Annotated in this window: 12 protein-coding genes; 5 read left to right on the forward strand and 7 right to left on the reverse strand. The window is 40.7% G+C overall.

What is annotated here, in order from left to right:
- Nucleotides 1–236: 236 nt before the first annotated feature.
- The gene (gene tyrS, locus KCG35_RS05510; protein WP_215818678.1) at nt 237–1,547 is read right to left on the reverse strand and encodes a tyrosine--tRNA ligase; all 1,311 of its coding nucleotides are present in this window, start codon (nt 1,545–1,547) and stop codon (nt 237–239) included.
- A 453-nt stretch (nt 1,548–2,000) separates the two neighbouring features.
- Here tyrS and KCG35_RS05515 point away from each other — a divergent pair, with 453 nt between their 5' ends.
- The 3 genes from KCG35_RS05515 to KCG35_RS05525 all read left to right on the forward strand — a co-directional run bounded on the left by KCG35_RS05515 (nt 2,001) and on the right by KCG35_RS05525 (nt 5,812).
- The gene (locus KCG35_RS05515) at nt 2,001–3,566 is read left to right on the forward strand and encodes a peptidoglycan DD-metalloendopeptidase family protein (protein ID WP_230409037.1); all 1,566 of its coding nucleotides are present in this window, start codon (nt 2,001–2,003) and stop codon (nt 3,564–3,566) included.
- Nucleotides 3,567–4,685 (forward strand): anhydro-N-acetylmuramic acid kinase, encoded by a 1,119-nt coding sequence (locus tag KCG35_RS05520; protein WP_215818679.1) that lies wholly within the window; start codon nt 3,567–3,569, stop codon nt 4,683–4,685. It abuts the gene before it with no gap.
- 137 nt (nt 4,686–4,822) lie between these two features.
- On the forward strand, nt 4,823–5,812 hold the full coding sequence (locus tag KCG35_RS05525) for a 2-hydroxyacid dehydrogenase (protein ID WP_215818680.1): 990 nt from the start codon (nt 4,823–4,825) through the stop codon (nt 5,810–5,812).
- 77 nt (nt 5,813–5,889) lie between these two features.
- Here the strand turns inward: KCG35_RS05525 and erpA are convergent, their stop codons facing one another.
- From erpA to argC, 4 genes are all read right to left on the reverse strand, one after another.
- Nucleotides 5,890–6,249 carry an iron-sulfur cluster insertion protein ErpA gene (gene erpA / locus KCG35_RS05530; RefSeq protein WP_215818681.1) on the reverse strand — a complete coding sequence of 120 codons (360 nt, stop codon included), beginning with the start codon at nt 6,247–6,249 and terminating at the stop codon, nt 5,890–5,892.
- 151 nt (nt 6,250–6,400) lie between these two features.
- Nucleotides 6,401–6,847 carry a bactofilin family protein gene (locus tag KCG35_RS05535; protein ID WP_215818682.1) on the reverse strand — a complete coding sequence of 149 codons (447 nt, stop codon included), beginning with the start codon at nt 6,845–6,847 and terminating at the stop codon, nt 6,401–6,403.
- Nucleotides 6,831–7,607, reverse strand: coding sequence for a DUF6776 family protein (locus KCG35_RS05540; protein WP_215818683.1), 777 nt, complete (start codon nt 7,605–7,607; stop codon nt 6,831–6,833). Before KCG35_RS05540 ends, KCG35_RS05535 begins: the two co-directional genes overlap by 17 nt.
- A gap of 15 nt (nt 7,608–7,622) precedes the next feature.
- Complete coding sequence (argC, locus tag KCG35_RS05545; protein WP_215818684.1) at nt 7,623–8,663, reverse strand: N-acetyl-gamma-glutamyl-phosphate reductase; 1,041 nt, start codon at nt 8,661–8,663, stop codon at nt 7,623–7,625.
- Between the two features lie 530 nt (nt 8,664–9,193).
- Here argC and KCG35_RS05550 point away from each other — a divergent pair.
- Together KCG35_RS05550 and hemJ are read left to right on the forward strand one after the other, a co-directional pair.
- Nucleotides 9,194–10,951, forward strand: coding sequence for a chloride channel protein (locus KCG35_RS05550; protein ID WP_215818685.1), 1,758 nt, complete (start codon nt 9,194–9,196; stop codon nt 10,949–10,951).
- 26 nt (nt 10,952–10,977) lie between these two features.
- Nucleotides 10,978–11,400: a protoporphyrinogen oxidase HemJ gene (gene hemJ / locus KCG35_RS05555; protein ID WP_215818686.1), complete on the forward strand. Its 423-nt coding sequence runs from the start codon at nt 10,978–10,980 to the stop codon at nt 11,398–11,400.
- 41 nt (nt 11,401–11,441) lie between these two features.
- Here the strand turns inward: hemJ and KCG35_RS05560 are convergent, their stop codons facing one another.
- Nucleotides 11,442–12,725, reverse strand: a complete 1,284-nt coding sequence (locus KCG35_RS05560) for a tetratricopeptide repeat protein (RefSeq protein WP_215818687.1) — start codon at nt 12,723–12,725, stop codon at nt 11,442–11,444.
- Between the two features lie 280 nt (nt 12,726–13,005).
- Entirely contained in the window at nt 13,006–14,043 is a 1,038-nt protein-coding gene (locus KCG35_RS05565) for a PEP-CTERM sorting domain-containing protein (RefSeq protein WP_215818688.1), read from the reverse strand.
- Nucleotides 14,044–14,076 lie beyond the last annotated feature (33 nt).

Genomic DNA, 14,076 nt, shown 5'->3' on the forward strand with positions numbered 1-14,076 from the left:
ATTACCGCTGAAGTGGGGCGCATTATAAGGAGCTGACTTAAAAGGTCAACTCCTTTCTGCTGGTAATTTATAAGTATAAATACTAAAGCTTATCAGGCAAGGAACATTATGAAGTTTCTAAGGCATTTTTTTCATAGCAAGATACTGCTGATAATTCAAAGTAACTAACCTAGCAAATGCCTTACATCAAAGCTCCAATATCAAAAAAAGAAGCATCGGTTACAGACTGAATTAAATTAACAAACGCTCTCAAATAAATGATACTTTTTCTTACCCATCCGGGTGATAAAGAAGCGACCGTATAGCGCATTCTTTCTAGAAAAGACTTCATCTATCTTCATATTGTCATCCATTGTCAATGGATGACCATTAACCAAGACCGCTTTTCGCCCTAGCGCATCTTTAACAGCCTTACCAGAAGAAGCAAGCTCACTTTCAACACACAGTTGGATAAGCGACTTTTCTTTAAAGTCTGTATCACCAAGTACTGTACAAGGAAGTCCATCTTGTTTAAGTTGCAATAAATCATCTTCGGATAATGAACCAAGCTCTCCACTAAATAGAGCCTGACTAATTCGCTCAGCGGCTTTATACCCATCTTCTCCATGCACTAGACGGGTAACTTCTCGAGCAAGTATCTTTTGAGCTTGTTTTGGTCCTTGAGCCTGTGCATCTTCCACTTCTATTTGCACAATTTCTTCAATAGGAAGAAATGTGAAATATCTTAAGAAGCGATACACATCAGCATCAGCTGTATTTATCCAAAATTGATAAAACGCATAAGGTGATGTCCTATTCGCATCAAGCCAAATCGTACCCGTCTCAGTTTTACCAAACTTGGTGCCATCAGACTTAGTAATTAGTGGTAATGTAAGCCCATAAACCTGCGCATGATGTAGACGGCGCGTTAAATCAATACCGCCAGTGATATTTCCCCATTGATCACTACCACCAAGTTGCATAGTACAACCATACTGCTTATAGAGTTCTGCAAAGTCATAGGATTGCAGAAGCATGTATGAAAACTCAGTGTAAGAAATGCCTTCACCTTCACGCTGAATACGCTGCTTGACTGACTCTTTGTTAATCATCATATTCACAGCAAAGTGTTTTCCAACATCACGCAAAAATGTCAGTACATCAAGCTGCTTTGTCCATTCATAATTATTAACAACGCGAGCTTGTGAAACCCCACTGTCAAAGTCAATGAATCTTGAAACTTGCTGACGAATTTTTTCTGTCCATTCTTGAATGATCTCAGGCGTATTGAGCTTACGTTCAGCGGCTTTAAAGCTAGGATCACCAATCATACCTGTAGCGCCACCCACCAAAGCAATTGGTTTATGTCCTGCTTGTTGGAAACGACGTAATGCTAAAAGCGGTACCAAGCTACCAATGTGCAGACTATCTGCAGTAGGGTCAAACCCACAATAGACAACTCTAGACTGCTCATTTAAATGAGCATGCAAGTCATCCTCGGCAGTCATCTGAGCGATTAATTGTCTATTTGTTAAGTCATCAATCAGTGGATTTTGATCCGCAGACATTGTTCAACCCTATATTTTGTCTTATCTGATAAGAAAGCGACCAATTTTAATGGCCCTAAAAGCATAAAGCTATAGTCTTCACCGAAGTTCCGTATTCAAGCTACTTAATTTCACCGATTTACTCAACAATACAGCATTAGTAGTGCCTAAAATAAGTCTCTTGGCTTATCAAACACGGTGAGTGTGCCTTAATAAGTTTCTGTTCGTCAGATAAATACTGCAGTTTATGAAAAAAATATGACATTCATAAAAAGTCGATAAACGGCTTTTTTCAGCAAGCAACTCGCTTTGGTCTTCATTTTCAATAACTTAATGGAATTTTTTAGTAATTAAACGATCTACGTTGTATTAAGACTTTTTGATATAAGCTTTTTTCGACTACATCACATTTGAATATTTGTTTATACTTTGGGCATTTACACCTATCACTGAACAAGGCGCTGTAAGAACATCATGAAAAAAGCTGATTTAACAGTAACAGGAAAGCAGCGATTTCCAAGACAGCATTTGGTGATTGCTGGCGCACTTGCCGTAGGGATAGGGTTTTCAATTAGCTTTCTTCCAGCAGACAAAACAGAGCAACCCAACAATACTACTGTTTCTGCACAACAAACAGATGATCAAACGGCTACGGTAGCCTCCAATGCAACATCAACTTCTCAAGATCAAAAAGCAAGCACCGTTCAAATAGCCACACCGCAAAAAACCGACAAATCATCTGTAAAACCAGCTTTGAAAACCAAGATAGATACGGCAACTCAAACTGATAAACCCATTCATGTAGAATTAGGTATTGATAACCCTGATGATGTGATGCTGCCAGTGTCAGTATCACAACCCTCTGCGCTAACAACCCCTAAACCGATCAATAATCAAATACAGCCCAAACCAGTGCCTCAGGTCGTTAATCAAGGCCAAGGCAGTTGGTTTACGATTAAGGTTAACCCAGGTGATACCTTATCAACGATCTTTTCCCGTCATGGCTTAGGCGTATCTAAACTGTATAGTTTGATTAATAGCGGCCCAGAAGGAAAGTCTTTAGCTGATATCCGCCCAGGCCAGTCTTTAGAGGTATACACATTTAAAGGTAAGCTAGAAAAAGTCCGGTTTGTGCGTAACAAGCTTGAAAGTATTTTATTTACAGCGACAACAGATAGCTATCATGCAGAGAAAATTAAACTCAAGCCAAATGTCCGTGCAAAAGTAGTTTCAGGAAAGATTAATCATTCTCTTTTTCTTGCAGGTCGAAAAGCAGGTTTATCTCATAAGATGACTATGCAATTAGCTAATATTTTTGCCTGGGATGTCGACTTTGCGCTTGATATCCGTAAAGGAGATTCCTTCAAAGTTGTTTATGAAGAGAAATACCTTGAGGGTGAAAAAATTGGTGAAGGCAATATCCTTGCTGCTGAATTCAACAACCGTGGTGAAGCTTTCACAGCGATTAATTATACCGACTCTGATGGTGCAAATGACTTTTATTCCCCAGAAGGCCGCAGCATGCGCAAAGCCTTTATTCGGACTCCAGTTGAGTTCTCTCGGATCAGTTCTAGGTTTAGCCTTGGGCGAAAACACCCCGTTTTAAACCGTATTCGCGCACATAAAGGTGTTGACTATGCAGCCCCTCGCGGCACACCAATACGAGCAGCAGGTAAAGGCAAAGTCATTTTTGCAGGGAGAAAAGGGGGTTATGGTAAAGTTGTTATCCTTCAACATGGAGAGCAATACAGCACACTTTATGCTCATATGAATCGTATTGGTAAAGGTATTCGTGTTGGCTTACGAGTTAAACAAGGTGACGTAATTGGTGCTGTTGGCTCCACAGGACTAGCGACTGGACCTCATTTACACTATGAATTCCGCGTAAGTGGTGTGCACAAAGATCCCTTAAAAGTCAAACTACCCAAAGCCATGCCAATTGCCCGCAAAGAACTTGCGAACTTTAAACAACAGGCTAAAAGTATGCTGTCATTACTTAAAAATGCAGAAAATACAGCTATAGCACTGAAACAAGAGTAAATGACATCTCCTTTATACATTGGCTTAATGTCAGGAACCAGCTTGGACGGCCTTGATGCCGTCCTCGTTGATTTAACAACTTCACCTGGAAAGCTGATTAACTCAGCACACCTGCCTTATACAGACTCCCTTCGTCATCAGCTGCATACCCTTTGCCATACTGCACACTATGACGTGCACTTATTAGCACAAGCCGATCAAGATATTGGTTTACTAAGCGCTCAACTCATCAACAACTTACTTAGTAGCGTCAATATAAAAAGTTCAGAAATTGAAGCTGTTGGCAGCCATGGGCAAACTATACGACATTACCCTCAACTCGGTTTTACCCACCAAATTGGTGACCCCAATATCATTGTTGAAGCAACAGGTATCACCACAGTTGCAGACTTTCGCCGAAGAGATATTGCAGCCGGTGGCGAAGGCGCACCTCTTGTTCCAGCGTACCATGCATACGCACTAAGTCACCCTGATACTACACGTTATATTGTCAACATTGGTGGTATGGCCAATATCACGGTACTGCCTCCACTTACAAAAGCTGTCGAGTTTAATATTCAAGGCTTCGATACAGGTCCAGGAAATGTACTTTTGGATGAGTGGTGCCAACAGCATTTAAGTTTACACTTTGACAAAGATGGACAGTGGGCAGCGTCTGGTAAGCCTATTTCTGAACTTTTAAATCACTTTCTGAAAGACCCTTACTTCAAAACACCCCCACCCAAAAGTACTGGTCGTGAGTATTTCAACACATCATGGCTTAATCAGCGCTTACATAATTTTTCACAATATAGTGCGAATGATGTACAAGCCACTCTCATCTTTTTAACAGTAAAAAGCATCATTAATGCCATCGAACAGTTTGGCATAGGTCCTGGTGATATTTTTATTTGTGGTGGTGGGGCTTACAATTCATATTTGCTAGATATTTTTTCCCAAGAGTTACCTGAAGGCTATCAAGCTTATACAACAGATGAACAAGGTATCTCTGCTAACTGGTTGGAAGCAATTGCTTTCGCTTGGCTAGCAAAGCAAACGTTAAATCATAAAACGGGCAATATCCCCAGCGTTACCAACGCTAAAGGACCTAGAGTATTAGGTGCTGTTTATTATCCCTGAAACACATCCGCAGACGGTTTACCTTAAACTTCTAAAGAGGAAATGACTTTCATTTCCACTCTTATTAAATGCCAAGCTAGCCACTCATCATTTTTCAAAATGTTTTCTTAGCTTTTTCTTCTCTAAGGTAATTTCGTATGAAACTTGCAATCTTTAATGCTCGCCCCTATGACGAAGCATTCTTTATCAACTGTAATAATAAAATTGGCTTAGACCTGCACTTTTTTGAAGCTCGGATGTCACTCGAAACCTATAAGCTAGCAGAAGGTTTTTCTGCCATTTGTGTATTTGTTAATGACATTTTGGACGCAGATGTACTTCAAGGATTAAACGAAGTAGGCACCAAATTCATCGCGCTAAGATGTGCAGGGTATAATAACGTCGATTTAACCCATGCAAAAAAATTGGGTATTCGTGTTGCCAGGGTTCCTGCCTATTCTCCAGAGTCAGTGGCAGAATACACCATTGGCCTGATGCTGACCTTAAACAGAAAAATACATAGGGCCTACAATCGGGTTAAAGAAAATAACTTTGCCCTTGATGGTTTTATGGGAGTCGATTTCCACAACCGAACGGTTGGCGTTGTAGGTACAGGTCGTATTGGCTTCGCTGTTATTCGCATATTACATGGAATGGGATGCACAATATTAGCTTACGATATACAACCTAACCCTGACTGCCTGGCCTTGGGCGTTGAGTATGCTGAATTACCAGCGTTATTCAAAGCATCAGATGTGATTACACTGCACTGTCCACATACCGATGAAAATCACCATATGATTAATGCTGATTCTCTAAAACTCATGAAAGATGGTGTAATGATCATTAATACCAGTCGAGGCGGGCTAATTGATACTAACGCAGTGGTCGAAGGCTTAAAAACAAGAAAAGTCTCTAACTTAGGGCTTGATGTTTATGAGTATGAGCGACCACTACTCTATCAAGATCACTCAAATGAAGTTTTACTGGATGACATGTTCAGCCGCTTGCTTACTTTCCCAAATGTCATCATCACAGGGCACCAAGGCTTCTTTACACATGATGCATTGGAGTCTATTGCACATATGACACTAGAGAATGTACACAGTTTTTATGCTGGAGCCCCTTCCCAAAATGAGCTGTTTTAGTGTCAGCAAGGGAACATAAGGTAACCATGTTCCCTTCAAATATGTGCTGTTAAAAGAGAGGAGAATTTTATTAAGCTCTAGATAGAAAAAGAGGATCCACAACCACATGTGGTTGTTGCATTTGGGTTATTGACCACAAACCGTGAGCCTTCCAATCCTTCTTGATAGTCAACTTCTGCACCAACCAGATACTGAAAACTCAAAGGATCTACCACAAGCAGCACGCCATCACGCTCAACCTGGGTATCATCATCCGCCATATCTTCTTCAAAGGTAAAGCCATACTGAAAGCCTGAACAACCACCACCCGTTACAAAGACGCGTAACTTCAGCTGGCCATTACCTTCCTCTTCAATTAAATCTTTCACCTTAGCGGCTGCAGCAGCTGAAAAGTTGATGGCAACAGTTTCATTTGGGTCAAAAGTCTCAACGGTCATTTATGCTCCACATCCATCATTGCAACCCTGAATGAATATTATCCAAGTAACCAAGTGTTTCCGTCAACTTTTTCCTTGCATTTCACAAGAATCATTTTCCACAAAGCAGCATACTAGACAACTAGCCTTCGTTGCTCTTTGCTATATGACTCTATGACGCACCTTCAACTACAGCTTGGGCATTCACTGTCAATGCAGCAACAGATTTTTTCTTGACCTTGTCATCTGCTTTCGGGCGATACTCGAGGCTACCATTCACCTGAGCCCCTTTAACCATCTCTATCTGATTGTAGTACACGTTCCCTGCTACAACGGCTTTTGAAGCCAGTTCCAAATGGTCAGAAGAGTAAAGGTCTCCTGTCACAGTACCGTTAATGACTACATTTGGCGCTCTAATATCACCTTCTACAATCCCTCGATCAGCCAAGCGAACTAAGCCATCCTGCCCCGTTACATTGCCTTTGACTCGTCCCTCTATTTGTAAAGCACCCGTAAACTGTATATCCCCAAACAGTACAGTGCCTTTCGATATTAGTGTTATGTTTTCGCCATGCTTATCAATGCTTGTACTTTTTCTTTTATTACCCTTGCCCCACATTTAACTGGGCCTCCTTCTTCCACATAAATTTCTTTTCTACCCGTTTGGCATTAGCGCCTGTTTTACGTGCTTCTACCAATACATACTCAGGCTCAAACCCTTCAGGTAAATCCATGATGCCGAAATGGCCATCCGGGCCGGGTATTTCCTGGTAGTATACAAAACCAAGCTTGATATCTTTTGAGTCTACGTTTTTTGAAATTTCATTTAATGGTATTTCCTGATGAATACCTGCCTTCTTGCCAACAATAGTCACACTTGCAAAACCATTGAGCTTGTTGTGGCGTTTAGCTATTTGAGTTAGCCTTAACTTATACTGAAACTGACGAGGATCATCTGTAGCTTTAAGCTCAAACTTTTGTATGCTCAAACCTTTGGCTTGATCAGTCGGTTGCATGATGCTTTTTAGAAAACTCACTTCTTGCTCTAGCTCAAGATTTTCTGCCTGCAATTTACGCAAATGCTGACGGATACTTTCATTGGTATGCTGGTCTATTTGTCGGCTTCGCTCCATTACAGCAAGCTTCTGCGTCAAGTCAGATATTTTGTCATCCTGATCATCAATTAAATCTTTCAACTGCCCTGTTTCATACTCCACAGCATATTTCGCTTCTACACCGACAAACTGTCCAATGTAAAAACTTGCAGCCCCAACAGCCAATAGTATTAACCAATATAATAAATGCGCCAGTAGTCGTCTGACAGGATGGTACGGAACAACTACCAAACGTTCTTGTTTGCTTCCTTTTACCGCAGTCATAATCACTCCTGCAATCTAGGGCAATACTGCCGTTACCTGTAAGCCCAATTGCTCTGGAAACCCGAGCATAATATTCATATTCTGAACTGCCTGACCTGCAGCCCCTTTAACCAAGTTATCTATAACCGATAGCACCACTACGGTATCTTTCTGGAATGGCTGATGAACAGCTATTCGACAGAGATTACTCCCTTTGACACTTCTTGTTTCAGGGTGGCTGCCTACAGGCATCACGTCAACAAAAGGTTCATTTAGGTAGTGCTGTACAAACATCTCCTGTAAATCTGCCCCTGTTACTGTTAACTTGCTATAACATGTTGCATGAATTCCTCGAATCATTGGCGTCAGATGAGGTACAAACGTCAAAGCAATTTGTTTAATATCAACCTGACCAGCTTGAGCCAACCCTTGTATAATTTCAGGTAAGTGTCGGTGTCCAGTAACACCATAAGCTTTGAAGTTTTCACTGGCTTCACAAAGTAAAGTGCCTACGTTTGCACTACGCCCTGCTCCACTCACCCCAGACTTGGTATCTGCTATTAATGCCTGCAAATCAACTAGCTTGTGCTTAATTAGCGGCAAGAAAGCCAATTGAACAGCCGTTGGATAGCAGCCAGGGTTTGCAACCAACTGCGCCCTTTTAATTGATTGACGATTAATTTCAGGTAATCCATACACTGCAGAAGCAAGTAGCTCTGAACATTGGTGGGGTTGCCCATACCATTCAGCCCATTGCTCTGCATCTCGCAAACGAAAATCTGCAGCCAAATCAATAACTCGTACCCCTTTAGCAAGCAGGCTTGGCACTTGCTGCATCGCTACACCATTGGGGGTTGCAAAAAAAACCAAGTCACAGTCGATTAAAGGTGCTTCATCAGGGCTATCAAAGCGTAATGATGTTATTCCACGTAAATTAGGATAGCGTTCTGCTACTTCTCGGCCCTGTTCTGCTCGCGAAGTAATGGTAACAACCTCTGCTTCTGGATGAGCCAACAACAAGCGTAATAACTCAGCACCGGTATAACCGGTCCCACCCACGATACCAATTTTTTTCACACCCACCTCTATTTACGCAAACTAAAGTAGATCATACCCTTAAGAAAAAGCATTTTAGCATTATTCAATAAATTATCCTGAAGGTATTCAATCAGTATACAACGAAGAAAACCGTCATGTAGTCATTCAAAGTAGATGACGAACACGATAATATACCTTTTAATAATCTAAATTGGGCCACTTATTTATTAGACTTTTAACTGTGTAAAAAGATGATTACCTATTCATAGTGCCTACTTTCAGTATTATTAGTAAATTACCAAAACATAATCATATACATCACTAGTAATATTGATAAACAACGCTACGGAAAACGCTTATTTGATTCAAGGAAGTAAGCATAACCATTATGAGCATTTTGATTTTCTGCTAAACCAAAAAAGGGGTGTCACCACGCACACTCCAAAATCGGGTAAAAGCTTTAGTGAAGTATACGTTAGTCTCTTCATGGCAAAGCGTCTGAACCATCATTATGCGTTACCTACTTCATCAGTGAGTAGCGCGCTTATTCAATATACTCTTGGTTAAATATGATAAAGGATAGATTTCGTTTACCCACGCTAGAACGCTTTCGGCATCAAGTTGCGGATGTTAATGCGTTGCCCCAACTGGCAATATTAGGGCTTTTCTCTGGTTTATTTTCTGGCATGGTGGTTATTCTGTTTCGTCATGCTGTTGAATTACCCTTACAGCATATACTGCCTAATCTAGATGACGAAAATTTTGAAGGCCTTACTTTACTTGAACGCATTGGATTACCACTTTTTGTTGGCACCTTACTCTTAATCATCCTTTACAAAGTAAAACCAAAATACCTACGGGTAGGTATCACTCATGTCATAGAACGGCTCGGTTACCACCAAGGGCACTTACCCATAAAAAATATGCTGGTTCAGTTTTTAGGAGGCAGCCTTGCTATTATTTCTGGTCAACCTGTAGGACGAGAAGGTCCTGCAGTACACCTTGGGGCAGCATGTAGTAGCTTACTAGGCCAGTGGTTAAAGTTACCAAACAACAGTATTCGTACACTGGTGGGTTGTGGCGCAGCAGGTGCAATTTCTGCAGCATTTAATACTCCCATAGCAGGCGTTATTTTCGCTATGGAAGTTATTATGATGGAATATACCATTGCCGGTTTTACGCCCGTTATTCTAGCCGCTGTTACAGCAGCAGTACTTTCTGAAATGGTTTACGGTATGGCCCCCGCATTTAGTGTTCCTCCCATGTTCCTCGCTTCACTTTGGGAGATACCTCTTGTTGTCGTCGTTGGTATTATGGCTGGAGTTATTGCGGCAAGCTTTACTCACTTGGTTCAACTAACCTGTCAATTACGCTCACGCCCTCTTTGGCAACGTATCATACTCGCCAGCTTTTTAACGGCTGTTTCTGGAGCACTCCTACCTGAAATTATGGGCGTTGGTTATGATACTGTGAATATGACGCTTTCAAGCGCTGTCCCTCTGCAATTGCTTTGCTTTCTAGTTATCGGCAAGCTGTTAGTGAGTAGTACCATTTGTGGGCTTGGACTGCCTGGAGGGCTTATTGGTCCCGTGCTTTTTATAGGTGCCTCTCTTGGCGGCGCATTAGGTATTGCAGGAGGATTCCTTACAGGTGCTTCCGGCTCTCCAAGCGGGTTCTATGCCATGCTGGGCATGGGTGCAATGATGGGTGCTGTGCTACAAGCACCATTAGCTGCTTTGATGGCAGTACTAGAGTTAACTCAAAATCCCCATATCATTTTACCCGCTATGCTTGTCATTGTTGTCGCAAGTATGACCAGCAAATACTTCTTTAAAAAGCCATCCGTCTTTTTGGCACAATTACAGTCACAAGGCTTAAACTTTCGTAATGATCCGCTATCTCAAGCATTACAAAGAACCAGTGTCTCTTCGATTATGGAACGTCAATTCGTGCGCCTGGCACGCTATTGCTCTTTCGAAGAAGCTAGTCAGGCATTAGCCACCAAACCCATCTGGATTGTCATTGATACAGATAAACCTGAAGCTATTCTACTTGCTGCTGACTTAGCTCGATATCTTGACCAAATTCAGGAGGACACTGATGAAGAGCATGAGAGCGACAATATCGATTTATTAGCGCTACCTGGTGAACGCAAAGATATTATTCCCCTCTATATTCAAGCGACATTACATGAAGCATTAGAAAAGCTCGATCAAACGCAAGTAGAAGCGTTATACATAACCAGTGTCAGCGCCCCAATGATTAACAGAATAAATGGTATTATCACACGCAAAGCTATTGAGCGTTTCTATCAATTCAAACACTGATTTTTACCAATGCTAAAGGGAGTATTATGCTCTGGATTAAAGCGTTACATTTAATTGCTATGGTGTGCTGGTTTGCTGGGCTATTTTATCTACCAAGACTGTTTGTTTATCACGCCATGGCAGAGGATATGGCAAGTCAAACTTACTTTAAAACAATGGAGCGAAAGTTATATCGAGGTATAACCACTCCAGCGATGATTGCAACACTGATATTTGGTATATGGCTATTAAGTTATAATTGGCAAGCTTATCTACAAATGGGCTGGATTCACGCTAAATTATCTTTAATTGTTATGTTAGTCATTTACCACTTTACATGTGGACACTTTGTTAAAGTATTCCAAAACAATAAAAATAAACGTGACCATGTTTACTATCGTTTTTTTAACGAGATCCCTGTATTTCTGCTGATCGGTATTATTATACTTGCCGTTGTTCGCCCTTTTTAAAGGTAAAAACTTTCACTAATATGCGCTTGGGAAAGCGCATATTATAATGCCTGCAATTTTTCCAATGCTTTTTCCGCATCTGCCATGTCAGGATTGATAGATAACGCCTGAAGTAAAAAATATTTCGCTTTCTCGACATTTTTCAAGTCACGATAGAATATACCGGCTTGATAATTAATATTAGCATCTTGAGAACTTTCGGAAACATACTCTTTAATTAAATTAAGTGCTTCAGGCGTCTTACCTTGAGCATGATAAATCCATGCTAATAGCTGTCTGTACTTTTTATTTTCTGGCTCAAGCATCACGGCAGTACGTCCCCACTCAGATGTGCGATCCATAGGTACCAGTTGCTTTTGACTTAGCCCCAAGCTCGCTAAATTAAAGTAGATTTCAGCATTTTCCGGGTTATCTTCCTGTAATGATTGATACGCTGCTAATGCTTTTTGATATTGCCCACTAAGAAAATAAACTCTTGCTATTTTTAATTTCGCTAAAATATTATTATCTTTTTCTTTTGCAACATTTTTATAAGCTTTCAATGCATTGTTCCAATCTCTTTGCAGTAAATAACTATCTCCTTGCAAAATAAATGCATTACTGTATTCGGGAAATTTACCAAGTATCTTTTTTGTCCGGCTAATGGCCTTTATGAATTGGCCCTGTAAATATGCACTTTGTGCTAACGCCCATAGAGGCTCAATCCGTTCTGGAGAAAGCTCATTCGCTTTGTTCAAGTTATACTCGGCCTCATCATATTTTTCGAGTCGAAGCAACGCGGCTCCAAGCGCAAAATGGGCACCTCCGTGCTCAGGAAAAAGAACAATGGCACGTTTGTAGTAATCTACCGCTAATGCAGGTTTGTTAAAAACATTCATATATAAGTCACCCGCATCAATCTGAGCAACAAATAATGTTGGATCAAGCTTTTCAGCTATAAGCAAGTGACGTAACGCTTGTTGATGTTTTTGCTGAGTAGAATAGCTCCTGGCTATTGCAGCATGTAATCTTGCATTTTTAGGATAATTTTCTACCCCCTGAATAAGTAGCTCATGCATTTCAGGATAGTTTTTTTGATGCAAATATATTTCAGCCATTAAAATATAATAATTTACATTTTCAGGGAAGTTTTCATGGAGTCGTTCAATTACAACCTTAGCCTGAGTATATTGCTTACTTTGCAATAACTGCTTCGCTTCATTGATGAGTTTCTGTTGGCTAAATGAGTAGGGGTGGCTATATGGCAACGCTTTAATTGTTGATGAAGTTGCATGTGGTATCAACACACTTAATATCAGCCATAACGATAGTTGTTTTAATTTCATTACATTTCCCTTAGCCAGCAAGTTACGTATTTCAACTTTTCTAACTAACAAAGGGCATGTTTTAGGCCAGCCATTATATTTTTTTATAATTCAGATAGTTAGCATTTAATAAAAAATCAACAAAAAGAAAACTGTAAAATTCATAAACAAATTTATTGGACACGCAACGCTCAACATAAAAATAATTATTACTCAACTATTTTTTAAACCATACAATTCAGATATATAAAAAAATAGATGCCTAGGTAGGCATCTATTTTTAAGACGATAGATTTAATTACTATTGGTAACGGCGACGACGGAATAAACCTAGTCCTAAACAGCCCAAAGCAAGAACACCTAAGCTACCAGGTTCTGGTGTAGGAATAGGATCAGGTGTTGGATCTGGGAAAATAATTTCGCCTCCAACTTCAGAAAATGCAAAGAAAAACACAGGAGAATCCGTATTTGGAACAGACTCGCCTAAGTCTTCATCAAAGATGCTTGAGTAACCTAAAGACACCACTTCAGCCCCAATTTCTCCAAGTACTCCAGTCGCTTCTGCTTCATCCTCTCCAGCCCCATAAAAAATATCAAATGAGACCGATTCACCATCAGCTAAATCCCCAAACCCAAAGACAAATGCAGCGCCATGATCATCTGGACCACACTTAACAAAGTCAGAATCAACACCACAAGGATCTGCGGCTATATCAAATAAAGGAATTGCTGTTGGATCAGGTACAGCAAAACCATCATCACTGGTACTTAAAACATTAGCAGCATCAGAACCTAATATAGTAACAAACTCACTAAACTCCGTAGGGGGCACATCCCAGTCCATCATCCTCGCATAACGTACATCACTTAACGCCATTCCTGTCGTATTGGAGATTGTTACAGATGCTTGGTAAGCATTACCTGGCGCACCCGCAAATGGCATGAACTCATGTTTGACCAGTAACCCAGGTAAATCAGTCATATGAACATTAGATGTTGCAGTTGTTGCATCAGATACAAAACTATCAAAAGAGATATTAGAAATACCTCCATTTGAAACACTCGCCCAACCGGTATGAGGGCCACCATTTACGGCAGAAACCCCCCACCCCTCACATAAACAACCAGGAGATGTAGCATCACCTACAGAAGTATATGTTAAACCTGTAGAACCAGCGTTTATTGTAACTCCCATTATGTCGGTTACATTCAAATGACCTTCGTCATTAACGCCAAGTACAATATCACCAGACACCAACTGTGCATCGGCATACAGCCATGATGACAACGTAAACGAAGATATCGCACAAAGCGCCAGCGATAAATTTTTTAACCTCATTTTTTGCTCCCCAGCAAGTGTTATTTAGAAAGA

The organism is Zooshikella harenae (assembly GCF_018837975.1).
Taxonomy (GTDB): Bacteria; Pseudomonadota; Gammaproteobacteria; order Pseudomonadales; family Zooshikellaceae; genus Zooshikella; species Zooshikella harenae.

What these genes read in the sequence shown, in the direction of transcription:
- KCG35_RS05565 (WP_215818688.1), bottom strand. Translation starts at nt 14,043, where the DNA reads ATGAGGTTAAAAAATTTATCGCTGGCGCTTTGTGCGATATCTTCGTTT.
- KCG35_RS05535 (WP_215818682.1), bottom strand. Translation starts at nt 6,847, where the DNA reads ATGTGGGGCAAGGGTAATAAAAGAAAAAGTACAAGCATTGATAAGCAT.
- KCG35_RS05540 (WP_215818683.1), bottom strand. Translation starts at nt 7,607, where the DNA reads ATGACTGCGGTAAAAGGAAGCAAACAAGAACGTTTGGTAGTTGTTCCG.
- KCG35_RS05560 (WP_215818687.1), bottom strand. Translation starts at nt 12,725, where the DNA reads ATGAAATTAAAACAACTATCGTTATGGCTGATATTAAGTGTGTTGATA.
- KCG35_RS05525 (WP_215818680.1), top strand. Translation starts at nt 4,823, where the DNA reads ATGAAACTTGCAATCTTTAATGCTCGCCCCTATGACGAAGCATTCTTT.
- KCG35_RS05520 (WP_215818679.1), top strand. Translation starts at nt 3,567, where the DNA reads ATGACATCTCCTTTATACATTGGCTTAATGTCAGGAACCAGCTTGGAC.
- KCG35_RS05550 (WP_215818685.1), top strand. Translation starts at nt 9,194, where the DNA reads ATGATAAAGGATAGATTTCGTTTACCCACGCTAGAACGCTTTCGGCAT.
- hemJ (WP_215818686.1), top strand. Translation starts at nt 10,978, where the DNA reads ATGCTCTGGATTAAAGCGTTACATTTAATTGCTATGGTGTGCTGGTTT.
- KCG35_RS05515 (WP_230409037.1), top strand. Translation starts at nt 2,001, where the DNA reads ATGAAAAAAGCTGATTTAACAGTAACAGGAAAGCAGCGATTTCCAAGA.
- erpA (WP_215818681.1), bottom strand. Translation starts at nt 6,249, where the DNA reads ATGACCGTTGAGACTTTTGACCCAAATGAAACTGTTGCCATCAACTTT.
- tyrS (WP_215818678.1), bottom strand. Translation starts at nt 1,547, where the DNA reads ATGTCTGCGGATCAAAATCCACTGATTGATGACTTAACAAATAGACAA.